Source organism: Candidatus Zymogenaceae bacterium, from assembly GCA_016931225.1.
Taxonomy (GTDB): Bacteria; Desulfobacterota; Zymogenia; order Zymogenales; family Zymogenaceae; genus JAFGFE01.
Genome location: JAFGFE010000018.1, coordinates 221,169 through 247,606 on the forward strand (window position 1 = coordinate 221,169; position 26,438 = coordinate 247,606).

Consider the following 26,438-nt stretch of genomic DNA (forward strand, 5'->3'; position numbering starts at 1 on the left):
AAAAGAGTCGTTTTTCTCCGGCACGGTTATTATAGGCGACACAGAACCGGACGGCGCGTATACGCCGTCCGGTTTTTTTCTATTAAAAAACGGAACAGAGAGACCCTCCGGACTGTCTTGAAAGACGAATCAGGAAACGAGGAGGCAGCAATGGCAAAAAAAATCGCGGCTCTTATATTTATTTTCGTCTGCACATCGGTGGCCTGGATGATCCTGGGCGCCACGGTGGAATACCGTACCGACGAATACGGCAACCGGCTCTATGGCGAGGTCGAGGAGCTCTACGGAAGCGTCCAGTACCAGTACGCGCCGATAATCAGCTACAGCTATCCGGAAGCGGTTGAGAGGACGGATCCGAAGACCAAGAAGATCTTCACGGAAACAAAGACCGTAAACGGGAGGCTCCCGATTTCGGGGAGCGCCATTTTTGTGGATTTCAACCTCGATTATCGAAAAAAAGGGCTGTTATGGTACAGCACGTATACGGTCGGCTTCGACGGTACGTACTCCATTGTCAACGACACCGGGCACGACGTGACGATGAAAATTTTTCACAAGTTTCCCGCCACCAATACCGAGTATGATGATTTCCATTTCTATCTCGGAGAGGACGAGATGGAAAAGCTCACCTGGCGGGAAAACGGCGTTGAAACCGACGTGGAAGCGGCGGCGGGGGAAACGATCGTCTTCCGCGTCGTCTACCGGTCCAGGGGCCAGGATCAGTGGTTCTATTGTTTCGGTGAGGACGAGATTGTCGAGGTGAAGAACTTCTCGCTGACGGCGAATACGGATTTTGTTGCGGTGGACTATCCGACCGGCTCCATCTCACCCACCACCGTCAGTGAAGATACGGACGGCATGGTGATGTCCTGGGAGTACACCCGGAAGATATCCGGGAAGCAGATCGGCGTCGAGATGCCCAAGAAGATCAATCCCGGCCCCCTGGTGGGAAGGATCACGTTCTTCGCGCCGGTATCGCTCCTGTTCTTTTTCTTCATACTGTTTATGATCACAACGCTGAAAGAAATCAGGATGCATCCGATGAACTATTTCTTCCTGGCGTGCGCGTTTTTCGCGTTCCATCTCCTGTTCGCATACCTGGTGGATCACCTCAACGTGCATCTCTCCTTTGCGATCTCATCGGTGGTGTCGCTGTTCCTTGTCATCTCATATTTGCGGCTGGTGGTGGGGGGGAGGTTCGCGTTTCTCCAGGCGGGGGTGCTACAGCTGGTCTACCTGGTGCTGTTCTCCTATACCTTTTTCTTCAAGGGATACAGCGCGCTGATCGTCACCATCGCCTCGATTATCACCCTGTTTGTGGTGATGCAGATGACGGGGAGCATCAAGTGGGATGAAAAATTCAAGGCGCTGTCGAAAAACGGCGGATCATCCGGCGCAATATCGTCTCCGGAGAAATGACCGCTTTCGCATCGCGGATGCACCGAGACCGACAAGCTTTGTTTCAGAGTGAGGCCCGAAAACTCAGTTTTCGGGCCTCAGCCGTTCAATCCGTATCTGGTATATGCGCCGGGATCCTCCCGTGTCGAGAGAAAGATCGACGCCCTGCGGGGGATTAGGACGGCGCTCGTGAAGGTCTGATAGTAAGGACCATTGGTGATGAGTCCGGAGCCCTCATTGGAGAAGAGGCCCATCAGGTCCCAGCCGGTGGGGGGGGGTGTCGTGGAAAGGATCGTGTGGGCGGCGTTGAATCGCCTCTCGCTGGATTCATACATGCGCCTGTAGCGAAGTGCGGCGGGTGCGTCGGCCGGGAATGTTTCATCATGGGGGATGTCCCTCGCCATCATGCCCGGGGCCAGGAAATGCTGGGCGGTGATGATCGGAGCCGCAATGTTCGGCGTTCGGATTTCCGCAGCATTAGGGGTGAATTCCAGTATCATCGCCGTGTGCATATCCGCAAGACTCACGAAACCCGACGCACCCCGGGGCGCCTCCATCAAAAGAGACGCAGCATCCCGGACGTTTGTGCATCGGGCCAGCGCCCTCCGGACGGACAGGGATGGAGGGATCACCCCCTCCCCGTCCCCTTCCGTGGGCTTAAGGCCCAGGGCCAGGGCGAGGCCCTTTTCGTTGATGCCGAAAAACGCCCCCGAAAACGGCACGAAATCGAGCTCTATCCACGCATGCCCCCGATCGGGCCTTCGGGTGATGAGGGAGGCCATGGGGAAAAGCACGGGTACGGTATCGATGATGACGCCCAGGGCCGGGGTGCCGTTGTCGGTCCGCTCGCCGTCGGCCCGGGGAACGGCCGCCATGAGGGATATGATCGGAGGCACCGGGCCGAAGGCGCGTCCCAGCTCCAGGGAAAACATGTCGGAAAGCCGGGTTACGTCCAGAATGGCGCCGTCTGCCAGCGCCTCGATGTGGGAATATTCATCCGACAGACGGGCGTGGATATACCCGAGCATGTTTCGGGAGAGCGCGGAATTCCCCAAGCCCGGCAGCCCCGAGAGAGTCCCGCCCCAGATGATTCGCTCCAGCGTATCCTTGTAGATGCCCCCGAGGGTGCGTCCCGCGGATTCGGGATCGCCGGCAAGGGTGATGTGCCTCATTATGGGCCCTCACAAGACGGGCTCACGGCGAATGGAAGAAAGCCGCCGTATTGCCCGTGTGCGTTCAAACAGGTCCGTTCCCGGCGTCGCATTATTTCCCGCCGCCCGGGGCGATCCCCCGGCTCCGATAGAATTCCACGGCCCCCGGGTGCAGGGGCAGGACGTTCGATCGTGCGCATGCCGACAGGGGAATCGGCACGGGCGAGAATTCGGTTGTATACGGATCGGTCGGGTACAGTCCCTCAAGGAGCGCCGTGACGGTCTTTTTCGGAAGAGAAGCGCTCGCCACGAGGTACACGGGACGGGCGACGGTAACGATCGGCTCTGACTGATCCGGGTACGTCCCGGCGGCCAGGATGACAGGCCGCCATATCGGATATGCCGCCGTGAGCTTGTCCGCGATCTCCCCCTCGATCGGCATGATGACGACGTCATCTCCCATGATCCGCCGCACGTGGGTCACCGGCTCGTAGGGGGCGATGCCGGGGAGAAAGGCCCCGTCCAGCGACCCGTCGATGACCAGCTCCGCGGCGGTTTCCGGATCCCATCCGTATCCGCCCCCCTCAATGGGGGCGGCGTCCGCGGTCGACAGCATCATCTGGGCCCCCTCCCGGTCCATATCGCCGGGGGAGCCGAGAAACACCACCGAATCGGTCAGGTCGGCGAGGGTTCCCTCACGGGCCCGGTGGGCGGAGAGCAGAATGTGCTCATCGACCATTCCCACAACGCCCAGCGATCTCAGCTTGGTGGAGCTTTTTCCCGAAGTTCCCAGATATGCCGTAAGGGAATCCACCAGGGCCAGGTCAGCGGTTTCGTGTTTGAGACGAGAGATATTATCGACGTATCCTTCGGAGGGATTCACGGTCAGGGTGATGCCCTGATCGCCCGTCCTTTCCTCCAGGGATATTGAAAGATTGATGCCCAGCGCCCAGGAAGACCCGTCAATGGGGCCTGCGGAAAGGACAAGCTCCTGTGCCGATCCTGTAAGGGGAAGACACGGGATGAGTATCAGCGTGCAGAGAAGAAAAACAATTCGTTTCATACAAGGCGTTTCGTTTTTTGACGGCATCTTATATGAGAAATCGGCAAAGTCAAGGAAAAATCGGTGACATCCTCCCCGTCTGCACGCGTGAGCAATGAGAAAAATTTAATACTATTTTTATTGACACACGGCCGTCATCCCCGGTATCGTAACCAACACTTATGTGATCCCTGTCACATATTGCGGTGATTCTCATTCGAAAAAATATTGTAGCGTCGTTTCTGATCTTTTTCATCCTAATCGCCGTCAGGGCGAGTGCGTTGGAGGTTCAGCTTGATTTCTCCGCCTTTCCGGGAGAAACGGCCGAGCTCTTTCGAGAGAATTTCGAGGGGCTTGAAAACGATCTGGCGAAACTCCCCGGCGACGTTGGTCGGGTTCTGGTATACAAAGACGAACGGCTCGACGCCTACAAGATTTCCCTGATACTGGGACTCGATACATCCATATTCGGCGTGACTTCCCACAGTGTCTACACCGACACGCTCGATCTGACCTACTTTGTGCCTCATTTCATCGCAATTCAGGATTATCTCGACGCCGTCAAGCGTTCGGCGTCCGATGTTGAGAGGAAACGATTCATCGGACGCATCATAATGAGCATCATGCTCATCAACGGAGAGGGGGATATACTGGAGTTTTACGCCGAGACGGATTTTTTCTTCGGCGTTCGCGAGGCGGTTATATCCCCGAATTTTTCGTTTGAAAAAAGCGGCCGGAAACAGGTGACCATATACATGGAGCCCATCGATATCGTCAGCCAGGTGTTCATCCTCCCGCCGGCGCGGGATGAATCGGGCGCCCTGACGCCGGCGAGCTTGATCTATAACTTTCTCTCCTTCGATTACTGAGGGCCCGAAGGGGCGTACTTCGAAGGGAGGGAATGTCATGATATGTTTTGTTTTGTATGGAGGTGCTCGATCATGATAACGGGACGAGTGAAACCGATCGTATTCGTCTTTCTTCTTTTGATTGCCTGGGTTGTCCCGGGCGTGGCATCGGCGGAATGGAACGGTATCATCCCAAATGTGTCCACCAAGACGGAGGTCATCGAGATCCTTGGAGAGCCGTCTATGGATTCCGGGACGATCATGGTCTATGACGGCGTATGCGCCCCCTGCGGCACAAAGGGGGCCGCGGTGTATTACATCAACGATATCGTCGTGATGGTGCGGGTCATTCCCCTCTCGGGTCTGACGCCCAGCGACCTGACCGGACAGTATGGAAGCCCGGTGGATGTGTCCGAGAATCACCAGGCGGAAGAATACCTGTTCGATTCCACAACCGGGAGCGTCAAGGTACTGTTCATCAAACGGAGCAATACCGCCATCCGCATCGATTATCTGTAGTCCGCGCTTATAATATTGCGAGTTTTTGCGGCCGCCGTTCGGGCGGCCGTTTTTTTTCTTGTACACATTCGTCGGAATTGTCATTCAATTGCTTGCCAACAGATGCGTTGCTCATTATAATGAGGCGGTACACAATGAAAGGAGATATACGACATGGAGCAGAAACTCTCGCCGGACCTGCCGCTTTTGCAGAACGCCGACCTGAAAGGCAGGGTTGTGTTGGTGCGGGTGGACCATAACGTGGTAAAAAAGGGGGACATCGCCGATCCCTTCCGCATAGAAGCAACCATCGGCACCCTGTCTCACATCATTGAGCAGGGCGGCCTTCCAGTGCTGATGACTCACGTGGGGAGACCCCGGGACAAAAAAACCGGAAATATCACCGTATCGGATGCGACGTCCGTTGCGCCCATCGTCGAATACCTGAAAACAAAGCTCAACATCTCATTTCTGGTGCCGGAATGTCCCGCCACGGAGGAGGGGATCGTCGACCCCGGAAACACCCTGAAGGACGCCGTCGAGCGCCTAAAGCGCGGCGATGTGGGCGGTGTGTATCTGCCGAATACCCGCTGGTTCGCCGGGGAGGAAACAAAAGGGGAAGAGAGGGCGCGCTTTGCGGCGCATTTGGCGTCGCTCGCGGATGTGTATGTCAACGATGCGTTCGGCTCGTGGCAGCCCCACGCCTCGACCTTCGATGTGGCGCGTCTGCTTCCCTCATACGCCGGGTTTTTGATGCAGAAGGAGCTCATCGGGCTGAACGCGGTCCTCAATCCGAAACGGCCCTTTGTGGCGGTGGTGGCCGGCGCCAAGTACGATACGAAGATCGGCCCCGTCCGGGCCCTGTTCGATCGGGCCGATACCCTGATACTCGGAGGGGTGATCTACAACACGTATCTGGCGGCCCGGTACAATACGGGGATCGAGGGGGTGTCTGACGACGAGAAGGCCCTGGCGAGAGAGGTCATTTCCCTTGACGAGAAGATGGGGAAGATCCTGGAGCCTCGGGCGGTGACGGAATCGGATGTTGTGGACGAGCGGGTAGAGGGGAAGTACCGCACCGTCGATCTTGACGACATACACGGCGGCGGTACCTATCACTATTTCCTGGACGTGGCCCCGGCAGCCTTTGAAGATCCAGGGCTGAAGGAGGCCATCGGCGGGGCGAAAACCATCTTCGTCAACGCCGTTATGGGATTCGCACCCCATTTCATCGACGGGTCCAGGGCGCTGTACGACCTCATCGACAAGAATCGGGACGCCATGAAGCTCTTCGGCGGCGGGGATACTCTCGCCACGTTTAAGAAGGTGCTCCCGGATGCGTATCGGAACGGCATCGAGGACGACACATACTATTTCTTCACCGGAGGGGGCGCCGTGCTGAAGGTGATCGAGGAAGGTGATCCCTACGCCCTGGAGCCGGTCCGCGCACTGATGGAATCGGGGAAATAAGGCCCCGATCTCTCCCTTTGCCGGGGATGTGCGGGAGATTCGGGGGTGGGGCCGTGGACAAAATATCCAAGCGAATATGGTGTACGGGGCTGTTCGAGCTGATCTTTCCTCCGGTATGTATCGTCTGCCGGGATCCATTATCTACGCATGAACACACTCTCTGCCGTGTTTGCCGCGCCAGGATATCCCGGATCACATCCCCCCTGTGCACGATGTGCGGCAGGCCTTTTTTCGCGGCGGACGATCGGGATCGATTGTGCGGCGGCTGCATCTTGTCGCCTCCCCCCTTTGATGTCGCCCGGTCGCTGGGGGCCTACGGAGATGTGCTGTTGTCGGTTATTCAACTCTTCAAATATCACCGGCGCTTTCACCTGGCCGACACCCTGGTGCGGCTCATGACGGACACATCGTACCCCGGCCTTTCCCCCGACGAGTTCGATATCATCGTGCCGGTGCCGCTGCACAGGCGAAGACTTCGGGAGCGGGGATACAATCAATCGCTCCTTTTGGCCCGGGGGCTTGGGAAGATCTGGGGGATGCGTGTGGACGGGAGGGGGCTTGTACGAACCCGCTGGACGGAACCCCAGGTAAATCTGACCCCCACGGAAAGGGAGAGAAACGTCCGGGGGGCGTTTACCGTGCGCGGGCGTGAGGGGGGCGGACGTCGTGGACGCTCCTTGTATGAAGGGGCGTCGGTCCTGTTGGTGGACGACGTCTATACCACGGGCGCCACCGTACGGGAGTGCGCCCGGGTACTGATCGATTCCGGGGCGCGGCGGGTGGGGGTGCTGACTGCGGCGCGGGTCGTGGTGAAGTGACCGATCCGAATCGAGCGGACATCCATGATTTATGGAACCACCTCGATGGGTATCTCGATGGAGACGGTTCCTCCACCGACCATATCCCGTATGAAGAGTATCACCAGGTATGGGCCGGGTACGACGTTGTCGAACAGGGTGATATCGTTCGCCACGTTGATGGGCGTGCCGACTTCTGTTGGAACCGCGCGGGTGTCGATGATTTCCGGCTGGGCCAGGACCGCGTTCCCCTCCGCATCCAGCATCGCCAGGTCTTCCTGAATGTAGATGGTGCCGTCGGTATCGACCACGTAGTCGGTCAGGTCGAAGCGGATATGCACATCATCCCCTGGGGAAAATTCGGGGGGGCGCTTCGCCGGTCCCTCCCGGGACTCGGACACCACGACGTTTTCCGCGTCCAGACCCAGGGCGATAATACGGGGCCGGGAGCAGGAGACGCTCAGGACAAGGACAACCGCCAGCAGAACGAAGAGTGATGTGTGCAAAAATGCGTGTGTGCCGGCAGTACATCGGGGGGGACGCGTGTATTCGTATTGTTGCTTCATGCTTTTCCTATTGCGATTTATGGTTTCGTGTGATAATTTTGAAATTTTAACACCGGGCGGGCCGCGGTGCAAAGAGAAAAGACGCTGAAAGACCCAGAAAAAAGCAAGACGGGAGATACCAGGATACTGGTGGTGCGTCTTTCCGCCATCGGAGACGTCATTCGCACCCTTCCCGCCGTCTCCCTCATCAGGGAGAGGCTCCCCGGCGCCCATATCGCCTGGGTGACGGAAGAGGGCCCCTCAGGCGCCCTGGCCAATCGGGATGACCTGGACGAGGTCATCATCTTTCCGCCGCGCATCAAGGAGCTTGCAAAAAACCCCCTTTTTTTACCGTTATTGGTGAAGGAGTTTCTCGCATTTATGAAGGGGATACGCGCCCGGCGATACGATGCGGTGCTGGATTTTCACGGCCTGTTCAAAAGCGGGATCATCTCGTTGTTTTCGGGAGCTCCCGAGCGATACGGATATGCGCGGCCCTTCACGAAGGAGATGAATTTTCTGTGCAACAACAACAGGACGGCGCTTTCCAGGGAAAAGCTTTCCCGGGTGCGCCGAAACCTGGCGCTTGCCCGCTTCTTTTTGGGTGAGGCGGACGATGGCACCATCCCCGTGGTGTATCTGCAAAGCTCCGACGAGGAGAAGCGGGAGGTGGACAAGATCGAGGCGGAGGCGTTCTCCGGCAGGAGGCCCCGCATCATCGTCCACCCGGGGACGTCCCCCCGAACGCCCTACAAGCGGTGGCCGGCGGAGCGGTTCGCACTGGCTGCGGATATCCTCGTACGGAAGACCGGGGGCGAGGTGCTGGTGACCTACGGCCCCGGCGAGGAAGAGACCGCGAGGCGGGTCGTCGGCGCCATGAAGGAGGGGGGGGCGCTGCTCTCCCGCATGCTGACCCTCACGGGGCTTTCGGAGTTGTTTCGCCGGGCGGATGTCTGTATCGGCGGGGATACCGGCCCCATGCACGTGGCGTCCTTTTCGGCGACGCCGGTGGTCGTCGTCTTCGGCCCCACGGACCGGACGGAGAACGAGCCGTATCCGATCACCCCGTATCGAATCGTCTATTGTGAGACCGACTGCGCCCCGTGCCGAAAGAGAACCTGCACCGACGGCGCCTGTTTCGCCGGAGTCACGCCGCAGATGGCGGCTGACGCCGTGATGGAGCTCCTCGGCGATGGGCGGGCGGACGCGGCGGGGGGGTCACCGTGAGTCTCAGAATCGCCCTGGTGATAGATAAATACGACCCGGCAAAGGGCGGCGCCGAGGGATACGTCCGGGGGCTGGCCCTGGGCCTGGCCGATCGCGGGCATGATGTCTCAATCCTGGCCAGGGATACTGCCCCGGAGCCGGACGATCGGATTACGGTGATACCGATCTCCGCCCCCAGGCACCCCAAGTGGATGCGGCTCCTCGGATTTGTCCGGGGTGTGGAGAACATCGCGGCGGACGGGAACTTCGACGTCGTCCACGGCGTGGGGTATAACACCGGCGTGACCCTCCTGAATCCCCACTCGGGGGTGGAGCAGTCATGGATAGAGGGGGACGACGCCTCCCGGGAGTCGTTCTGGGGGAGGCTTTTCGGGAAGATCAGGCGGGGCCTGATGATACGCCACTACCTGATCCTGCGCCTCCAGCGGCGTCAGTATACGGATCCCACTGTCCGGGCGATTGTGGCCATCTCGGGCATGATCAAGGACGACATGATCCGGTTCCACACCGTCGATCCGGAGCGGATTCGGGTGGTGTTCAACGGCGTGGATATCGCGCGCTTTCACCCCCGGCTGCGGGATGAGGTGAGGGAGCGGGAGCGATCCCGCCTCGGGGTTGGAGAGGATGAGATCGTCATCCTCCTGGTGGCGAACAACTTCCGCCTCAAGGGGGTGCTCCCGGCCGTGCGGATGCTCCCCCGGCTGAGTGATCTCGTCGATCGGCCATTTCGGCTCTTCGTGGTGGGGCGTGGTGATACGAAAAAGTATCTGAAAGAGGCAAAGCGGCTGGGCGTGCGTGACCGGATCCGGTTCCTCGATTACGTGCCCGACATGCCCCCGCTCTACGCAGCGGCGGATATATATTATCATCCGACCTTTTATGATTCCTGCTCGCTGGTGGTGCTGGAGGCCTTCGCTGCAGGATTGCCGGTGATCACCACGGTGAAAAACGGCGCGTCGGGGGCGATTACGGAAAAGGCAGTTGGACGGGTGCTGACGGACCCCCGGAACGTGGAGGAGACGGCCCGGGCGCTGGCGGCGTTTTTTCCCCGTGCCGCCCGGGAGCGGGCCCTGGAGGCGACGATGCGCCTCCGGGACGCATACGACGATACACGAAACATCGACAGGATCGAGGCGATATATCACGAGATCGCGGATAACGGATAGCCCGTTGTGCGCGCGGTGAAGAGGAAAAAACAGCATGACCGCGGGACCACCTCCCATATCGGTGTACATGATCACCAAGGACAATATCAGAACGGTGGAAAAGGCGCTTTTGAGCGTTGTTCGTTGGGCCGATGAGATTGTGGCGGTGGACTCCGGCAGCACCGACGGCACCGTCGAGACCCTCAAACGATATACCGACCGGGTCTATCACCGAGACTGGCCCGGATTCAGAGACCAGTATCAGCACGCCCAGGGCCTGACGAAGAACAAGTGGGTGTTGTTCATCGATGCGGACGAGGAGGTCGGCCCGGAGCTGGCCCGGGAGATCGCGGATCTCTTCGCCACGGGCGAGCCCAAGGCGGACGGATACATCACCCACCGCAGGACCTATTACCTGGGCCGCCTCATCAGATACGGCGGTTGGTATCCGGACTTCGAGGTTCGCCTCTACAGAAAAGACAGAGGCGGGTGGAAGGGGGGGCTTCACGCCAAGGTGCATGTGGATGGCGTGGTAAAAGAGCTTGAGCACGTCTATCTCCACTATAACTATAAGGACATCGCGGACCAGATTCGGACCGTCAACCTCTATTCCGACATCGAGGCGGTGGACATGGACGAGGCGGATAAAAAGGTCAGCCTTTTCAAGATGCTCTTCAACCCGCCGTTTCGATTTTTCCGGGATTATCTGCTCAAGAGGGGCTTTCTGGACGGCATGCCGGGGCTGATCATCGCGGTGACCACCTCTTATTATCTCTTCGCGAAATACGCGAAGCTCTGGGAGCGGCGCACGGTGCTGCAGTCCGATGGGAAGGAGTCGTGAACATCACGCCATGGGCGCGCGAAACAAACAGAAAAACGGATCCCCGGTCCCCTTCTTTGACCTCCAGCGGCAGTATCACGTCCTGAAGGGCGATATCGACGCCGCCGCGGCGAGAGTGTTTCAATCCGGCCGCTTCATACTGGGAAGCGAGCTCGAGGCCTTCGAGGAGGAGTTCGCGGCGTACTGCGGCGTGTCTCACTGTGTGGGGGTCAATTCCGGCACCGACGCCCTGCTGCTCGCTTTTCGGGCCCTGGGGCTTTCTCCGGGAGACGAGGTGATAACGGTCTCCGCCACATTCTTCGCCACGGTCATCGGGCCGCTGCTCGCGGGCGCCCGGCTGAGGTTCGTGGATATAGATCCGCTCACCCGGCTGATGGCCCCGGAGCTCTTGGAGCAGGCCCTAACGGCTGAGACGAAGCTGATCGTCCCGGTGCATCTCTACGGCCGGATGGCGGACATGCGGGCAATATCAGACATGGCGGCTCAAGTCGGGGCGGGGATCGTGGAGGACGCCTGCCAGGCCCACGGCGCCAAATCCCGTGGGATCGGCCCCGGGATGAAGAGCGATTGCGCGGTCTACTCCTTTTACCCGACGAAAAATCTGGGGGCCTTCGGGGACGCAGGGGCCGTGGTGACGAACGACGGAGAGCTGGCGAAGAAAATCAAAGACCTGAGGAACTACGGCTCCACGGAGAAATATCACCACCCGATGCCGGGGGTCAACTCCCGGCTGGACGAGCTGCAGGCGGCGCTTCTCCGGGTGAAGCTTGCGCACCTTGACGAATGGAATGCACGGCGCCTCACTATCGCCCGAAGATACCTTAAGGGAATGCAAAACGACCGGGTCGTCCTCCCGGACATTCCGGAGGACGGCGGGCATGTGCTGTATGTCTTCGGTGTGGAGACGGACGATCGGGACGGGCTGATGGAGCACCTCACGGGGCGGGGAATCGGGAGTCTGATTCATTATCCCACACCCCTGCATTACCAGGAGGCGTTGAGTGAATACCGGGACGTGCACCTCCCCCATACCGAGCGGTTGTGTGAACGGGTGTTGTCGCTGCCGCTCTTTCCCGAGCTGACGGACGACGAAGCGGACCGGGTCATCGAGGCGGTCAACGGCTTCTAGTTTATCCGATTTTGGGGTAAGTGGCGCCTGGGGGGGAGCTCGGTGGAGATACTCCTTGACATACGGGAGAGAATCAATACAATTTCGAACCAACGGAACGCCTGAGACGAACGGGGAGCCGACATGGAGCGGATTGACGGAAAAAATGTGCTGATTACCGGGGGCCTCGGATTTATCGGCAGCAACCTGGCCATCGAACTGGTCAGGCGAAACTGTCGTGTGACGATCATCGATAATTTTCTGCCGGGGCACGGGGCCAATGAATTCAACATCAATCCCATCATCGAACAGGTGGATGTCAACGTGTGCGACGTCAGGGACGAGATGGCCGTTCGGAGGCTCGTGAAGGATAAAGACATCATCTTTCACCTGGCCGGCCAGATCAACCATCTGGCTTCCATGCGGGACCCCTTTCTGGATGTGGATATCAACGTGCGGGGCGCGCTGGTGCTGCTGGAGGCGTGCCGGTGGGAGAACCCGGATGTTGTCGTTCTCTTTTCCGGCACCCGAGGGCAGTACGGCAGCACCATGACTCCCCTGCCGGTGAACGAGGACCATCCGAGAAACCCAAGGGGGATGTATGGCGTGACCAATAACGCCGCGGAACAGATTTTCACCCTGTATCACAACGTGCACGGTCTCAAGACCGTCTCCCTTAGGATTACCAATACGTACGGCCCCCGTCACCAGATGATGACCGACGAGTACGGGGTGTTCAACTGGTTTGTCAGGAAGGCCCTGGACGACGAGGCCATCCAGGTGTTCGGACAAGGGAAGATCCTGCGGGATTTTATATACATCGACGACCTGTTGGATGTGCTGGTGAAAATCCCCCTGACGGACGGCGCCTACGGACGGGCGCTGAACGTGGGGAGCGGCGAGGGCATCAACTTCATCGATCTTGCGAAAACCATTGTGGCCGCCGTCGGGACCGGATCGTATGAGTTCGCGAATTTTGATGAGGAGCGAAAGGCCATCGAGCCGGGGGATTATGTCGCGGATATCAGTCTGCTCAAGAGTCTCATTCCTCTCAATTCCACGACCCCTCTGGACGAGGGGATACGAAAGACCGCAGCATACTACAGAGAGTATAAAAAATATTACTGGTAGAACTCCCGGAGGCGGGAAGCGCCGTTACTGTTGATCATCGGTGTCCGTTTCCGGGCGGGCTCGCGTCATCCGGTGGCCTATCTCCCTCGTTTACACGCCCATGAAGATTATACAGATACTCGCAGACTGGAAATGGACCGGACCGTCGGAGCCGGTGCTCTCGCTGTCCGACCGCTTGGCCCGCCTGGGAGAAGATGTGACCCTGATGATCAGGAAGCCCCCGGCGGACCACGAGGATACAGAGAGCATCCTGGTCTACGCAAAAGGGATCGGCCCGGATCCGTCCCGCAACGTGCCCGTCGATTCGCCTCTTTCGGTGTTCACGGAGCTGGACCTCAACACCCGGACCAAGCCGGACAACCTCTTCGGCGTACCCGGATTCATCCGGGATAAAAGAAGGCTTGCCCGATACATCGACGCGGAAGCGGTGGACGTGATACACGTCCATTCCTCTCACGACCACACGCTGGCCGGCCTGGCCCGACTTTTTGCCCGCCGCACACCGATCATCGTCCGTACGGATCACAAGAGAAACTTCATCAAGAAGGGAATCGGAAACCATTTTCTGTTGCGGTGGTTCACCGACGGGATCATCACCTTTTCCCACAGGGGGGCGGCGGCGATCGAGGAGAGATTCGATGTTTCTCCTGGAAAAATCCGTGTGGTCGATCCAGCCCTGGAGCTGGATCGATGGAACCCGGATGAGCCGCACACATCAATGCGGCCCGCGTACGGCATCCCCGAGGACGCCCTGGTCATCGGGATGGTCGCCCGCTTTCAGAAATATCGCAAGGCCGACATGGTCATCGAGGCGTTCGCCGCCCTGGCGGAGAAATACCCGGGCGCCCGCCTGCTGCTTCTGGGCAGGAGCTCCCAGATGACCGAGAGCGTCCACGAGCCGGCGAAGGCCCTGGGCATTGCGGATAAGATCATCACGCCCGGATATGTGATGGAGGGGTATCGGGAGGCCCTCCTTTCCATGGATGTGTTCGTCTTTACGATGCCCGGCTCCGACGGCACCGCCCGGGCCCTCCGGGAGGCCCAGGCCCTGGGGCTGCCGGTCGTCGCCCTGGATGTGGGGATAATCCCCGAGCTGGTGATCGACGGTCGGACGGGGTTTCTGGTCGGGGAGACCCCGGAGGAGCTGGAGAGGGCGCTCTGGAGGCTGGCGGAGGATGAAACGCTTCGGAAGGAGCTGGGAAGGGGCGCCCGGGCGGAGGCGCTCAGGCGCTACGATCTAAAACGACAGGCGACCGAGATACTGTCTTTCTACAAGGAATTGTCTGGATATGAATCTCGTACCTGATACGGCTCACGCCCCGTCGGTGTCGGTGGTGATCCCCACCCACAACCGGGCCGGGATGCTCACCGAGGCGATTCAGAGCGTGCTCGACCAAAGCCTTCCGGCCGATGAGATCCTGGTGGTGGATATCAACTCCACGGACGAAACAAGAAGCGTCCTGGAGGCGTTCAAGGACGTCGTGACACCCCTCTCCGTTGAGAAAAACGGCCCCTCCCCCGCCCGGAATCGCGGTATCGCCGCAGCCCGAGGGGAGTATGTTGCTTTTCTGGACGACGACGACCTGTGGCATCCGGAGAAGCTGAGGATTCAGATGGCTTTTTTGGAGGCGAACAGGGAGGTGGCGATGGCCTCCGCCGACACGGTGCGCCTAGGGGAAGATATCCGTGAAATACGGCCCGATCGATCGTACTGGATACAGGGGGACCTCTTCCCCCGCCTCTTTATGAAGAGTTACGTCTCGACGCCCACGGTAATCGTCCGGCGGGATGTGTTCGAAGCGGTGGGGGTGTTCAATGAGTCGTATCTCCGGGTGGAGGACTATGACCTGTGGCTCAGGATCGCCGCCGCCCGGCCGACGGCCCATTTCCAACACCCCCTGGCGTGGGTCAGGAAAAGCCCCAGCCGCATGAGCGACGATAAGATCGATCTGAGAAGGACCGCCAAGAAGGTATTGATGGAACACTACGACCCCGATCGTATCCCCCGACGACGCCTCTCGCGCCGCATGAGCGACCTGGAGCTTTACTGCGGCCGGGAGTATCTGAAACTCGGAGACAGAGACATGGCGGGACGCTGCTTTCGCGCGGCGGTCGACTGGACCCCCTTCCGTCCGAGGCCCTACCGGTATCTCCTGACCGGGATGTTTCGGGGACGAAGCTCATGAAAACTCTCGCCTTTTTAATGCATAAGGGATTCGAGGGGCGGTTTCGGGTCAAGGAATTCATTCCGGCCTTCGAGAAGGCGGGGGTGTCGGTGAGTCTTTTGCGCATCCCGAGACACCCTCTCAAGCGGATGAAACTGTATCGGTCGCTTTCCCGGTACGACCTGGTGATCGTGCAGCGGAAGCTTCTGGGATACGTCGATCTCATGCTGGTACGGTGTTTTTCAAGAAAATTCGTCTTCGATTTTGACGACGCCATCATGTACCGCTCGTCCCGGCATACGAATCCCCGTTCTCCCGGACGGGAGAGGAAGTTTCGCCGGATGGTGAAAAACGCCGACGGCGTGATCGCCGGGAACTCCTACCTGGCCGAGCGGGCGGCCGAATGGACGACTCGTGAGAAGATCCATATCATCCCCACGGTGGTGGACACGGACGAGTACGACGTCAAGGACCATCAGGCGGATACAACGGGGAGGGAAGGGGTGGATTTCATCGTCGGTTGGATCGGGACCAGGGGAAACCTCTCCTATCTCAGGGCAATCGCCCCGGCGGTGGCCAGGGTGGCCCGGAAACACGGCGGTGTCTCCCTCAAGATCGTCTGCGACGAATTTTTCGAGATGGAGGGTCTCACCGTTATAAAAAAAACCTGGAGGCCCGAGGACGTGTCCCGGGACCTGGTGAGCTTCGATGCGGGGGTCATGCCGATTTCCGAAGATCACTGGACCCGGGGCAAGTGCGGCCTCAAGGTGGTGCAGTATCTGGCGTCCGGCGTGCCGGCGATCGTCTCTCCGGTGGGGGTGAACCGGGACCTGGTGGTGCCGGGGGAAACGGGGCTGTGGGCGTCGGACCTAGATGAATGGGAGCGGGCCGTCGAGATGCTGGTCCTGGATAAAAGGCGTGGGGGGACCCGGGGAAGGGAAATGGGACTGTCCGGAAGAAGACGTGTGGAGGAGCGATTTTCCCTGGGATCTGTGGCCCCCCGGTATCTTGCAATTCTGTCCGATATTGCGGATTCCTCACGGGATGCATGATATCCTGACATCAATGGAAATCGGCAGAGCAAAAGGGCGTCGCCGGCGGGGATGAGCGGCGGACGTTTTCTTGCAATACGTCGTTAAAATCGGGCAAAGTGCTTGCCAGACGCTGTATATTTTTGATATATTTTATACTCTTAATATATGCGGTCTTTATTCCGATATCGTTATATGGGAGATACGCTCGAAGGGCGAGATGAAGGTAATCGGCGGTACGGGGTACGTGGGCCGCATTTGGAACCAGTAAAACCGACGGCGGGAGAAACCGGGATTCGTTTTCGAGACCTATTTGTAACAGAGAATATTCATGCACTCTCAAAGTGATATACATATCAAACTTGGTCCCTCACTGCAGCTTCCCGGGGACGATACGATGACCGTTCTCTGGGAAACCGACCGTCCCTGTATCGGCAGTGTTGCTTGTATTTCACCGGATGATGAAGAGAAAATTGTTATCTCCGACGATCAGACGGCGTCCACACGGCACCGGGTAACGATTACCGGACTGATCCCGAAGACCGTATATCGGTACCGGGTGAAAGCCGGGAATCGGGTGCTTCATGAATCGAGCTTTCGAACGCTGGTGAGAAGAAGCACCTATCGGGTGGCGATCGCCGGGGATATCCATGCCCCCCGGGAGGAGTTCGGCTATATTGTCCCCATGCTTCAGGAGAGCGATCCTGACTTCATGATTTTTCTGGGCGATTTTGTGTACCGGAGCGACGAAAACTACTGGCCCGCCTTCTTCCGTATGGGACGGGACCTGTTCGATCGTGTTCCCCTCTTCCCGGTGGTGGGAGATCACGATCTGGGCCTGCGGGATAAATATGGGCTCTTTTCCCGGTATTTCTGTACCCCCAACAAAAATGGACGCTATTCTTTTTGTTATGCCCGGACCGTCTCCAATGACGTGCTGTTGTTTTTCGATTCAACCAGGATACTCGGTTTCTACTGGCAGGCGCTCCGGTTATATCGGTACGTGAAGAAACAGGCGAAAGAGGGAAAGCTTCGATATCTCTTCGTGTTCGCCCACAAGGGCCCGATCAGTTTCAAGGGGGAGCGCCCGGGGTTGTACGGTATCCGAACCCTCTTCGGCATGCTGAAGCGGTATGGGGTGACCGCGATCTTTTCCGGTCACGATCATCACTATGTCCGGGGGCGCTCTCACGGCGGCATCCCTCTGTTTGTCTCGGGCGGAGCGGGGGGCGGCAGGCCCTACAAGATAAATCCGGACAATATCCACGCCCGGCTGTCCGGCAGCATGGAATACGGCGAGGTCTGCCGTCACTTCCTTGTGCTGGATGTTTCCGATGACGAATGCTCGGTGACGGCGGTGGATGAAACGGGGCGGATTGTCGAGAAAACGAGGCTCTCGCCTCTCTGAGAGTAGGGACACGCCATCGAACGAATCGAGTATATACGGCGCACATCGGCGCATTTTGACTGGCATATCCGCCGGGGCTGGGAGAAACTGGCCCTGGTGGATTTTTTCGTGCCTGAAGCGCTCACGGAAACCGTCGAGAACAACGTGCGGATTCATGGATTTTTTCCTTGGGGAGAAAAAAGGCTTTTCGTCAAGCTCTTCAAAGGGATGTCAACGGCCGAGCGTATCAAGTCTTTGTTTCTCGGCTGCAAGGCGATGAGGGAATTCAGGGCGGGGCGATATCTCGCACTGCGGGGCGTCCGGACGCCGACGATATGTGCCGTGGGAATGGAAAGGGGCGGAAGGAAGAGGGCTGTCCTCGTCTTCGAGGAGGCCGAAGGGGCCGAATCCGTGCACTGGCTTCTCGAAAAACGGGGGATTGCCGACCTTTCCGGTCTCACAGAGGGGCTGTCGGATATCACGGCAACCCTCCACGATGCGGGATTTTATCACCGGGATTACCATGTCGGCAACCTCCTGGCAGCGTCGGAAAATGTCCGTGACCTGATCGTCATCGACCTGCATCGCGCGTCCCACCCCCGCTCCATGTCCGGCAGACGGGGCCTTGAAAACATCGCGGACCTTCTCCAGTCCGTGACACCGGACGGGGACCCCGCGGTCATCAGGTCCTTTCTCACGCGCTATCTGGAACGGAGGCCGGACGTTTCCTGGGGACTTTCCGACGGTGCGGCGTATGTCGAAAGACGCGTCGCCGCCCGGGAGCGGCGTCGGCTTTTAAGCCGCACGAAGCGATGCTTTAAAAACTCCACCGAATATTTCGCCGTCCGCACGAAGGGGACTCTACTCTTCGGCAGGAGGGCTGCGTTCGCGGACGGCGGCCGGAACCCGAAGGGGGCGCTGGATGACATCCTCTCCCTGGTTCGCCGTCTCGAGACGAACGGCGGCGATGTCATCAAGGACGACACCAAGGCCCGGGTGATCCTGATTTCGGGAAAAGACGGAGAGGTGTGCGTCAAAGCGTATGAGCGATTGTCCGTGGGGGAGCGGATGCGGACGTTTTTCAGAATGTCCCGGGGCCATCGTTCCTGGCGCGCGGCCCGGGGGCTTTTTGTAAGGGGATTTTCGGTGCCGGCTCCAATCGCGCTGTTGGTTCGAAAGAAGCTGGGCGTCCCTGCGGCCGTCTATCTGGTGACCGACTCCATCAGGAGACACGCCGCCCTGGAGCTGGATCGTTTCATCCTCTCGATACAGACGGACGGGGAGATTCTTGTGCGGTGCGTAACGGCCGTCGCGCGGCTTTTGGGATCGATGCACCGAATGGGGATTTACCACCGGGATCTGAAGGCCACGAATATCGCCGTTCGGACGTCACCTGAAGGCGATCAAATGGAGCTGTTTCTTCTGGATCTCGACGCCGTGGCCTTCGGCGATCGGGTGCCGGTAGCCTCGATGGCCAAGAACCTGACCCAGCTTCATCTCTCGACCCCGTCGGTGATCGGTGGTGACCTTCGGCGTTTGTTTTTTTCCGAATATCGGGATATGCTGGGAGACGACGGAATCGCAGGACGTGTGTGTGAGAGGCTTCCCGAATTGATCCGCGGCGAGGATATCCTGTACGTATCCCCGGAGGGGGATGTGACCGAATCGGCGGCCTCGCTTTTTCAGGAATTGTTTGAGAAATGAGAGAGAATGTGCGGAATAGTCGGTGTTTTTAACCGGGACGGCGCGCCCGTCGATAAGGGCATGCTCACGCGCATGCGGGACGTCCTCGGCCACCGGGGTCCGGACGGGTATGGGAACTATCTGTCACCCCCCGGCGTGACGCCGTCGGTGGGTCTGGGGCATCGGCGTCTTGCGATCATCGATTTGACAGAAGGCGGCGCACAGCCCATGCGGAGCGCCGATGGAAGATATCATATCGTCTACAACGGCGAGATCTATAATTTTCTCGAACTCAAAGATGAGCTGAAGGGGTTGGGATATACCTTTTCCTCCCGCTCGGATACCGAGGTGATCCTGACGGGATACCGGGAGTGGGGAGAGGCGGTGGTGCATCGCCTGGTGGGGATGTTCAGCCTAGCCGTGTGGGACGAGGGGGAGAAGCGCCTCTTTCTGGCCCGGGATCCGTACGGGATCAAACCGCTGATCTATCGATGGGACGGACAATCGTTTTTGTTTTCATCGGAGATCAAGGGCATCATCGCCTCAGGTGTCGCGGACGGCGGTCTGGACGAGACGGCACTGATGTATTATCTTTCCCTCAACTACATCCCCGCGCCGCTCACCATCTACACAGACATCAAAAAGCTCCCGCCGGGGCATGCAATCCGGGTCGATACAGGCGGCATGACGGTCTATCGATATTACGATCTCAAAGAACGGGTCGCGGGGATGGACGCCCTTTCCTACGACGATGCGACAGCCGCCCTCCGGGAGCGGGTGGAGCGGGCCGTCCGTCGCCGCCTGATTTCAGACGTCCCCCTGGGCGCCTTTTTGAGCGGGGGGCTGGATTCCTCCATCATCACCTGTGTGATGGACGGGATGGGGGTTCAGACCCGTACCTTTTCCATCGGCTTTTCCGATCAGCAAAGGTTCGACGAGACCGGTTATGCCAAGGCCGTCATCGAACGGGGCGCGCATATCGAGCCGACCATTCACCGGATCGGCGCCGATGACCTGTTTGATCTCATTCCCCGGGTTCTGGACTCCCTGGACGAGCCCTTCGGGGACAGCTCGGTCATCCCGACGTTCATGGTCTCGAAAAAGACCAGGGAGCGGGTGACGGTGGCCTTGTCCGGAGACGGGGCCGACGAGGTGTTCGGCGGGTACTGGAAGTATCTCGGGGAGGTGTTTATGGGATTGTACCGCCTCATACCGGGCCGCAGGGTCGTGATCCCCCCCCTGTTGTCGCGCCTTCCGGCGAGCAAGGGAAGCGGGATCGGTGAGGCGGTGAGGAAGATGAGGAAGTTCGTCTCCGGCGACCATGACGATCCCGCGGTGCGTCACTACCGGTGGCTGACGAATTTTTCCCAGGCCCGGGGTGAGGAGTACCTGTCGAGTGATCTCATCGATCGGTTCGGTCTTGACGATCCGGCGGCGAGGAAGGTCGAACACCTGTACGAAGCGTTCCAGTCAGACCGCAAAAACCGGATGTTCTACTGCGACTTCAACCTGACCCTCCCCGACGACATGCTGGTGAAGGTGGACCTGATGAGCATGCAGAATTCACTGGAGGTGCGGGTTCCGTTTCTGGACACCGAGGTAGTGGAGCTCGCCTTTTCTCTGGCCGGCTCGTACAAGCTTTCCGGCACGACGAGGAAAAGGATCCTTCAGGACGCCTTTCGCGATATATTGCCTCCCATGATCGTCGGGCGTCCCAAACAGGGATTTGAGATGCCCATCGGCGAGTGGTTCAAGGGACGGCTGGGACCCATGTTCCATGATGTGGTGACCAGAAAAGGGGTGGACGACCTGGGCGTGTTTCGATATGATGCAGTGAAAAGGCTTTTAGAGCGGCACACCGACGGTCGGGCTGACGCCACTTTTACGCTCTGGAATATTTTTTTGCTGCAATGGTGGGCGGCGAATCACTGAGAGATGAAGGAAATGAAGAAACTCAAGGTACTCAGGATCATAACCCGTCTGAATGTGGGCGGGCCGTCCATCCACACCATACTTCTGACGAAATATCTGGATCCGCAGCGGTTCGATTCTATTCTCGCGGCAGGGGAGGTGGGGGAGTACGAGGGAGACATGAGCTATTATGCCGAGGCCCTCGATATCACGCCGATTCGTATCCCGGGGCTGGGCCGGGAGATCAGCCCGTTCGATGATTTCAGGGCGTTTTTTCGCCTCCTTTTCCTGATACTTTCCCAGAAGCCGGATATCATACACACCCACCTGGGAAAGGCCGGAACCCTGGGCCGCGGGGCGGGATTTCTGGCAAAGTTTGTCTTGATTTTTACCGGAAAGAAGATTAAAATATTTCACACGTTACACGGCCACTTTTTTTACGGATATTTCAACCCGGTCAAGACCCGGGTCTTTATATATATAGAGCGGATACTGGCCAGAATGTGTACGGCCCTCGTGGTTATCAGTCCGCTTCAGAAGCAGGATGTCGTACGGACGTATCGGGTCGCCCCTGAGCGGAAGGTTCGACTCATCCCACTGGGATTTGATTTCACCAATGTCCTGACGGCCCCGAACGATGGAAAGGATTTTCGAAGGAGCGCCGGTGCGGACAAGGGATGTCTGCTTGCGGGGATTGTCGGGCGTCTCACCGGCATCAAAAACCATCGATTGTTTCTGGAGGGTGTTTCCCGATATCACACGCAACCCGGAGCGGCCCCGCTCCGCTTTGTCGTGGTGGGGGACGGGGAATTGCGGGAGGAGCTGGAGGCATACGCCCGGGAACTGGAAATAGACGATGCGGTTTGTTTTGTGGGCTGGCGCCGGGATATGGGGGAAATCTATCGGGGGCTGGATATGCTGGTCATCACCTCCGATAACGAGGGCACCCCGGTGACGGTGATCGAGGCCATGGCCGCGGGTGTCCCCGTGATATCCACGGCGGTCGGCGGGGTTCCGGACCTGTTCGGGATCAGTGAAGATGGGGCGAATGTGGGGGCGGGGGAAGAGGGAAAGACGGGAGAGGATGCTTCCGTACTCATCGCGTCACGGGGGGTATTGATTCCCCCGAACGACTCCCAGGCCCTCGCCCGGGCCCTCGGGCTCCTCGCGGAAGATGAGGATTTGAGACGGGAACTATCGGACAAGGCCCGGGAATACGCCCGTGAGATGTACGATAAGGACCGCCTCGTAAAAGATATGGCCTTGTTGTACCGGGAAACGTTTTAAGAAGAAGGAAAAAACCAGGATACGATATGAATGTATTGGTCACCGGGGGGGCGGGATTTATCGGCTCACACCTGGCGCAGCGGCACCTCTCCCGGGGTGATGAGGTATATATCATCGACAACCTCTCGACCGGAAGTCTCGAGAATATCGAATCGATTCGATACGATAACAAATGCCACGTGGTCATCGACTCCGTTCTCAATGAGGGGGTGATGAACGAGCTGGCGGGAAAGTGTGATGTCATCTATCATATGGCCGCGGCGGTGGGCGTAAAGCTCATCATGGAAAACCCGGTGGAGACGATACAGACCAATGTTCGGGGAACGGAGGTGGTCCTCAAGGTCGCAAATCTCTTCAAGCGAAAGACCATGATCGCGTCCACCTCGGAGGTGTACGGGAAGGCGATGAACATCAAGGAAGGGGAGATGATATTGAGCGAAGGGGATGATTTTCTGCTGGGTCCCACCAGCAAGCGCCGATGGGCGTATGCCTGTTCGAAGGCCATCGACGAATTTCTTTCCCTCGCGTATTACGACGAGAAGGGACTGCCGGTGTCCATCGTGCGGCTTTTCAATACCGTCGGCCCCCGTCAAACCGGGCGCTACGGCATGGTCATCCCGACCTTCGTGCAAAACGCTCTTTTGGGAAAGTCGCTGCCGGTATTTGGCGACGGCACTCAATCCCGCAGCTTTACTCATGTGAACGATGTCATCGACGCTCTTATAACGCTGATGGAGACCGACGACGCCACCGGAGAGGTCATCAATGTCGGCAGCGGCGAGGAAATTACCATCAACGAGCTTGCGAAAAAGATCATAGCAGTGACGAAGAGTAAATCGGAAATTGAATATATTCCGTATGATAAGGTATATGGCCCCGGTTTTGAAGATATGAATCGACGCTGTCCCGATCTTGAAAAGGTCAAGCGACTGATCGATTACACACCGAAGAACGGGATAGACGATATCATCCGGGACGTTATTGCATATTATGGAAGTTAAATGAGCGGGACCTATACAATCGTCCTCTTGTCGTTCATCGGGGCGTTGATGGTTTCGTGGGTGGGAACCAGAATTGTCATCTTCCTTGCCCCCCGCTTCGGCTGGATTGCAGAGATTTCAAGAGACCGCTGGCATACCCAACCAACTGCCTTGATGGGGGGGATCGCCATTTATACGGCGATCGTCACGAGCATACTGGTCTTCTTCATACTCCTGTCCGATTTCAACGATCGACGGGTATGGGGACTCCTGCTGGGAAGCACCATGATATTCATCCTGGGGTTGATCGACGACAGGAAGTATGTGTCCCCGCTGGTCAAAATCATCGTTCAGGTAGCCGCCGCCGGTGTGGTGGTGATCTTCGGAGCCTTTTCCGAGTTTTTTCCTCCGCTCATCGGGATACCGCTGTCTATCTTCTGGATCATCGCCATCACCAACGCATTTAACCTGATAGACAATATGGACGGCCTGTCTTCGGGAATCGCGGCCATCACGTCCCTGTGTATCATGGTGCTGTCTTTATTGATGGGGTGGCATGAAACGGCGGTCCTGGCGGCGGTCATGGTCGGCGCCGCTTTGGGATTTTTACGCTACAATTTCAATCCCGCACGGATTTTCATGGGGGATTGCGGCGCCCTGTTGATCGGTTTTTACCTTGCGGTCATCACCCTCATCGGAACCATGACTCACATGTCCAACGTCATTGTCGTACTCGTGGTGCCGCTGTTGGTGATGGCTGTCCCCATCCTGGACACCACGTTCGTGACGGTCATGCGAACGATCTCGGGACGCCCCTTCTACCAGGGGGGGAGGGATCATACCTCGCACCGGATGGTGATACAGGGGATGTCCGAGCGGAGAGCGGTGCTCTATATTTATTTTTTCTCGCTGGTCTTCGGGCTGTTCGCGGTTCTTTTCGCCCTGCCCGGGGTGAACCTCGTCCCGGTGGCGGTACTTTTGATCGTCATGGTCATCTTCCTGTTTCTGTTGGGATTATTTCTGGGAAGAGCGGAGGTAGGGGATGCAAGGCAGCGGGCCGCCCGGCCGGGAAGGGATAGGGCGATCACCGATCGAATCTCGCAGAGGCGGAGACGCCTTTTTGAGATCGTGGCGGATTCGCTGAACGTCATCGCAGCGTATATATTGGCGTATCTGATCATCGGGCAGTGGTATATCGATCCCGAGACGGCTTTCCGCATCGGCCAATCGCTCCCCATTTTCATCTTTTTCCAGATGGTCTCCTTTTACTTTTTCGGCCTGTATCGAAGGCTGCCGGAGTTTGTCTCCCTCTCCGATGTGCTGCTGGTGGTGCTGGCCGCCGCCCTGGGGACGGTGGTATCGTCCGTCGTATTATTCCTCTTCACGTTCTTTCAGGGGTACTCATCGTCGGTGATGATCGTCTATTTCCTTATCGTGTCGTTCCTTGTGTCGGCCCGCCTGACCAGTCTTCGATGGTTTAAGGAATATTTCACCCAGCAGCGGGCCAGAAAAGAGCTGCGGCGTGTCTTAATTTTCGGAGCGGGCGATTCCGGCAACGCCGTTCTCCAGGAGATACTGAACAACCGGAATCTGGGCCTGAGGCCGCTGTGCTTTCTTGACGACGATCCGGCCAAGAGAGGAAGCATGATCAGCGGCGTGAAGGTGAGGGGAGACAGGAAGTGTATGAAAGCGGTCATCGAGGAACGACGGATCGACGAGGTGATCATCGCGGTCAGGAACCTCCCCGATGATGTCGGGGAATACATAGAACAAATCTGCGGAGATATGGGAGTTTCCGTCCGACGAGCGGGGAACATCATTTAAGGGAATACACACATGAACTGTCTGGTAACGGGAGGGGCGGGATTTATCGGATCCCACATAGTCAAGGCGCTTGTAGATCGTGGAGATCGGGTGCGTGTAATCGATAATTTTTCCAGCGGGAAACGAGACAACCTGAAAGAGGTCCTGCCCGATATAGAGCTAGTTGAGGGGGATATCAGGGATGCGGATGTGACAAGGAGCGTCGCAACGGGTATCACCGCCGTCTTCCATCTCGCCGCCGTTCCATCGGTCCCAAGATCGATACAGGAGCCGAGGCTGACACACCAAGTAAACGTCGACGGCACCTTCAACATGCTCATGGCCGCCAAGGATGCGGGTGTTTCCCGATTCGTCTTTTCATCTTCTTCGTCGATTTACGGGGATACCGAAACGCTTCCAAAGATCGAGGACATGATACCCATGCCCAAGTCGCCCTACGCCCTGCAAAAACTGATCGGGGAGCAGTATTCCAGGATATTCTCTGAAATCTACGGAATTTCCACAATATGTCTCAGGTATTTTAATGTCTTCGGGCCCAGACAGAATCCCGAATCCGAATACGCCGCCGTAATACCCAGGTTCATCACCTCCATGATAAACGATCGGCCGCCGACCATTTACGGAGACGGAACCCAGACCAGGGATTTCACCTATGTGTCGAACGCGGTAAGCGCGAATCTTTTGGCCGCCGAAAAAGATTCATTCAAGGGAGAGATTGTGAATATATCCACCGGTATCCAGCTGGATCTCAACAGCCTTGCGAAGAAGGTGGGAGAGATCGTAAACCGGGACTATGACCCGATATACGAAGCATCCCGGCCGGGTGATGTAAAGCACTCTCTGGGAGGCATCAAAAAGGCGAAAGACCTCCTGGGGTACCGGGTCGTTACGCCGCTGGATCAGGGGCTGGTAGCCACATACGAAGCCTTTTCATCATACCGGGCATGAGAGGCCCTTTTTGTGGGTGAG

23 protein-coding genes are annotated in these 26,438 nt (G+C 58.1%); 20 read left to right on the forward strand and 3 right to left on the reverse strand.

Annotation, left to right across the window (positions count from 1 at the left end):
• Positions 1-150: 150 nt before the first annotated feature.
• Positions 151-1,419 (forward strand): inner membrane CreD family protein, encoded by a 1,269-nt coding sequence (locus JW885_08155; protein MBN1882131.1) that lies wholly within the window; start codon positions 151-153, stop codon positions 1,417-1,419.
• Between the two features lie 77 nt (positions 1,420-1,496).
• Here the strand turns inward: JW885_08155 and JW885_08160 are convergent, their stop codons facing one another.
• Together JW885_08160 and JW885_08165 are read right to left on the reverse strand one after the other, a co-directional pair.
• On the reverse strand, positions 1,497-2,570 hold the full coding sequence (locus JW885_08160; protein ID MBN1882132.1) for a hypothetical protein: 1,074 nt from the start codon (positions 2,568-2,570) through the stop codon (positions 1,497-1,499).
• A gap of 91 nt (positions 2,571-2,661) precedes the next feature.
• Positions 2,662-3,612, reverse strand: a complete 951-nt coding sequence (locus tag JW885_08165; GenBank protein ID MBN1882133.1) for a TAXI family TRAP transporter solute-binding subunit — start codon at positions 3,610-3,612, stop codon at positions 2,662-2,664.
• A gap of 185 nt (positions 3,613-3,797) precedes the next feature.
• On the opposite strand from JW885_08165, the gene JW885_08170 reads away from it, so the two are divergent.
• The 4 genes from JW885_08170 to JW885_08185 all read left to right on the forward strand — a co-directional run bounded on the left by JW885_08170 (position 3,798) and on the right by JW885_08185 (position 7,225).
• A complete protein-coding gene (locus tag JW885_08170) occupies positions 3,798-4,460 on the forward strand; it encodes a hypothetical protein (GenBank protein MBN1882134.1) in 663 nt (220 codons plus the stop codon).
• A gap of 72 nt (positions 4,461-4,532) precedes the next feature.
• Entirely contained in the window at positions 4,533-4,958 is a 426-nt protein-coding gene (locus JW885_08175; protein ID MBN1882135.1) for a hypothetical protein, read from the forward strand.
• Between the two features lie 153 nt (positions 4,959-5,111).
• A complete protein-coding gene (locus tag JW885_08180) occupies positions 5,112-6,407 on the forward strand; it encodes a phosphoglycerate kinase (GenBank protein ID MBN1882136.1) in 1,296 nt (431 codons plus the stop codon).
• A gap of 212 nt (positions 6,408-6,619) precedes the next feature.
• A complete protein-coding gene (locus JW885_08185; GenBank protein ID MBN1882137.1) occupies positions 6,620-7,225 on the forward strand; it encodes a ComF family protein in 606 nt (201 codons plus the stop codon).
• A gap of 29 nt (positions 7,226-7,254) precedes the next feature.
• Here the strand turns inward: JW885_08185 and JW885_08190 are convergent, their stop codons facing one another.
• Positions 7,255-7,770 (reverse strand): hypothetical protein, encoded by a 516-nt coding sequence (locus tag JW885_08190; GenBank protein ID MBN1882138.1) that lies wholly within the window; start codon positions 7,768-7,770, stop codon positions 7,255-7,257.
• 66 nt (positions 7,771-7,836) lie between these two features.
• On the opposite strand from JW885_08190, the gene JW885_08195 reads away from it, so the two are divergent.
• The 15 genes from JW885_08195 to JW885_08265 all read left to right on the forward strand — a co-directional run bounded on the left by JW885_08195 (position 7,837) and on the right by JW885_08265 (position 26,417).
• Positions 7,837-8,976: a glycosyltransferase family 9 protein gene (locus JW885_08195; protein MBN1882139.1), complete on the forward strand. Its 1,140-nt coding sequence runs from the start codon at positions 7,837-7,839 to the stop codon at positions 8,974-8,976.
• Complete coding sequence (locus tag JW885_08200; GenBank protein ID MBN1882140.1) at positions 8,973-10,142, forward strand: glycosyltransferase family 4 protein; 1,170 nt, start codon at positions 8,973-8,975, stop codon at positions 10,140-10,142. The genes JW885_08195 and JW885_08200 overlap by 4 nt, the downstream gene beginning before the upstream one ends.
• A 34-nt stretch (positions 10,143-10,176) precedes the next feature.
• Positions 10,177-10,962, forward strand: a complete 786-nt coding sequence (locus JW885_08205; GenBank protein MBN1882141.1) for a glycosyltransferase family 2 protein — start codon at positions 10,177-10,179, stop codon at positions 10,960-10,962.
• 10 nt (positions 10,963-10,972) lie between these two features.
• A complete protein-coding gene (locus JW885_08210) occupies positions 10,973-12,091 on the forward strand; it encodes a DegT/DnrJ/EryC1/StrS family aminotransferase (protein ID MBN1882142.1) in 1,119 nt (372 codons plus the stop codon).
• 123 nt (positions 12,092-12,214) lie between these two features.
• A complete protein-coding gene (locus JW885_08215; GenBank protein ID MBN1882143.1) occupies positions 12,215-13,201 on the forward strand; it encodes an NAD-dependent epimerase/dehydratase family protein in 987 nt (328 codons plus the stop codon).
• Positions 13,202-13,301: 100 nt separating this feature from the next.
• Positions 13,302-14,507 carry a glycosyltransferase family 4 protein gene (locus tag JW885_08220; protein ID MBN1882144.1) on the forward strand — a complete coding sequence of 402 codons (1,206 nt, stop codon included), beginning with the start codon at positions 13,302-13,304 and terminating at the stop codon, positions 14,505-14,507.
• On the forward strand, positions 14,491-15,387 hold the full coding sequence (locus JW885_08225) for a glycosyltransferase (GenBank protein MBN1882145.1): 897 nt from the start codon (positions 14,491-14,493) through the stop codon (positions 15,385-15,387). Before JW885_08220 ends, JW885_08225 begins: the two co-directional genes overlap by 17 nt.
• On the forward strand, positions 15,384-16,418 hold the full coding sequence (locus JW885_08230) for a glycosyltransferase family 4 protein (GenBank protein ID MBN1882146.1): 1,035 nt from the start codon (positions 15,384-15,386) through the stop codon (positions 16,416-16,418). Before JW885_08225 ends, JW885_08230 begins: the two co-directional genes overlap by 4 nt.
• 310 nt (positions 16,419-16,728) lie before the next feature.
• Complete coding sequence (locus JW885_08235) at positions 16,729-17,805, forward strand: metallophosphoesterase family protein (protein ID MBN1882147.1); 1,077 nt, start codon at positions 16,729-16,731, stop codon at positions 17,803-17,805.
• Positions 17,806-17,913: 108 nt separating this feature from the next.
• Positions 17,914-19,488, forward strand: coding sequence for a hypothetical protein (locus tag JW885_08240; GenBank protein MBN1882148.1), 1,575 nt, complete (start codon positions 17,914-17,916; stop codon positions 19,486-19,488).
• Between the two features lie 6 nt (positions 19,489-19,494).
• The gene (gene asnB, locus JW885_08245; protein ID MBN1882149.1) at positions 19,495-21,399 is read left to right on the forward strand and encodes an asparagine synthase (glutamine-hydrolyzing); all 1,905 of its coding nucleotides are present in this window, start codon (positions 19,495-19,497) and stop codon (positions 21,397-21,399) included.
• Between the two features lie 12 nt (positions 21,400-21,411).
• On the forward strand, positions 21,412-22,665 hold the full coding sequence (locus tag JW885_08250) for a glycosyltransferase (GenBank protein MBN1882150.1): 1,254 nt from the start codon (positions 21,412-21,414) through the stop codon (positions 22,663-22,665).
• 26 nt (positions 22,666-22,691) lie between these two features.
• The gene (locus JW885_08255; protein ID MBN1882151.1) at positions 22,692-23,666 is read left to right on the forward strand and encodes a GDP-mannose 4,6-dehydratase; all 975 of its coding nucleotides are present in this window, start codon (positions 22,692-22,694) and stop codon (positions 23,664-23,666) included.
• Positions 23,667-25,469: a hypothetical protein gene (locus tag JW885_08260; GenBank protein MBN1882152.1), complete on the forward strand. Its 1,803-nt coding sequence runs from the start codon at positions 23,667-23,669 to the stop codon at positions 25,467-25,469.
• A gap of 12 nt (positions 25,470-25,481) precedes the next feature.
• Entirely contained in the window at positions 25,482-26,417 is a 936-nt protein-coding gene (locus tag JW885_08265) for an SDR family oxidoreductase (protein ID MBN1882153.1), read from the forward strand.
• The last annotated feature ends 21 nt before the right edge of the window (positions 26,418-26,438 follow it).

What these genes read in the sequence shown, in the direction of transcription:
- JW885_08155 (MBN1882131.1), top strand. Translation starts at nt 151, where the DNA reads ATGGCAAAAAAAATCGCGGCTCTTATATTTATTTTCGTCTGCACATCG.
- JW885_08160 (MBN1882132.1), bottom strand. Translation starts at nt 2,570, where the DNA reads ATGAGGCACATCACCCTTGCCGGCGATCCCGAATCCGCGGGACGCACC.
- JW885_08165 (MBN1882133.1), bottom strand. Translation starts at nt 3,612, where the DNA reads ATGAAACGAATTGTTTTTCTTCTCTGCACGCTGATACTCATCCCGTGT.
- JW885_08175 (MBN1882135.1), top strand. Translation starts at nt 4,533, where the DNA reads ATGATAACGGGACGAGTGAAACCGATCGTATTCGTCTTTCTTCTTTTG.
- JW885_08180 (MBN1882136.1), top strand. Translation starts at nt 5,112, where the DNA reads ATGGAGCAGAAACTCTCGCCGGACCTGCCGCTTTTGCAGAACGCCGAC.
- JW885_08185 (MBN1882137.1), top strand. Translation starts at nt 6,620, where the DNA reads ATGTGCGGCAGGCCTTTTTTCGCGGCGGACGATCGGGATCGATTGTGC.
- JW885_08190 (MBN1882138.1), bottom strand. Translation starts at nt 7,770, where the DNA reads ATGAAGCAACAATACGAATACACGCGTCCCCCCCGATGTACTGCCGGC.
- JW885_08205 (MBN1882141.1), top strand. Translation starts at nt 10,177, where the DNA reads ATGACCGCGGGACCACCTCCCATATCGGTGTACATGATCACCAAGGAC.
- JW885_08210 (MBN1882142.1), top strand. Translation starts at nt 10,973, where the DNA reads ATGGGCGCGCGAAACAAACAGAAAAACGGATCCCCGGTCCCCTTCTTT.
- JW885_08215 (MBN1882143.1), top strand. Translation starts at nt 12,215, where the DNA reads ATGGAGCGGATTGACGGAAAAAATGTGCTGATTACCGGGGGCCTCGGA.
- JW885_08220 (MBN1882144.1), top strand. Translation starts at nt 13,302, where the DNA reads ATGAAGATTATACAGATACTCGCAGACTGGAAATGGACCGGACCGTCG.
- JW885_08225 (MBN1882145.1), top strand. Translation starts at nt 14,491, where the DNA reads ATGAATCTCGTACCTGATACGGCTCACGCCCCGTCGGTGTCGGTGGTG.
- JW885_08230 (MBN1882146.1), top strand. Translation starts at nt 15,384, where the DNA reads ATGAAAACTCTCGCCTTTTTAATGCATAAGGGATTCGAGGGGCGGTTT.
- JW885_08235 (MBN1882147.1), top strand. Translation starts at nt 16,729, where the DNA reads ATGCACTCTCAAAGTGATATACATATCAAACTTGGTCCCTCACTGCAG.
- asnB (MBN1882149.1), top strand. Translation starts at nt 19,495, where the DNA reads ATGTGCGGAATAGTCGGTGTTTTTAACCGGGACGGCGCGCCCGTCGAT.
- JW885_08250 (MBN1882150.1), top strand. Translation starts at nt 21,412, where the DNA reads ATGAAGAAACTCAAGGTACTCAGGATCATAACCCGTCTGAATGTGGGC.
- JW885_08255 (MBN1882151.1), top strand. Translation starts at nt 22,692, where the DNA reads ATGAATGTATTGGTCACCGGGGGGGCGGGATTTATCGGCTCACACCTG.
- JW885_08260 (MBN1882152.1), top strand. Translation starts at nt 23,667, where the DNA reads ATGAGCGGGACCTATACAATCGTCCTCTTGTCGTTCATCGGGGCGTTG.
- JW885_08265 (MBN1882153.1), top strand. Translation starts at nt 25,482, where the DNA reads ATGAACTGTCTGGTAACGGGAGGGGCGGGATTTATCGGATCCCACATA.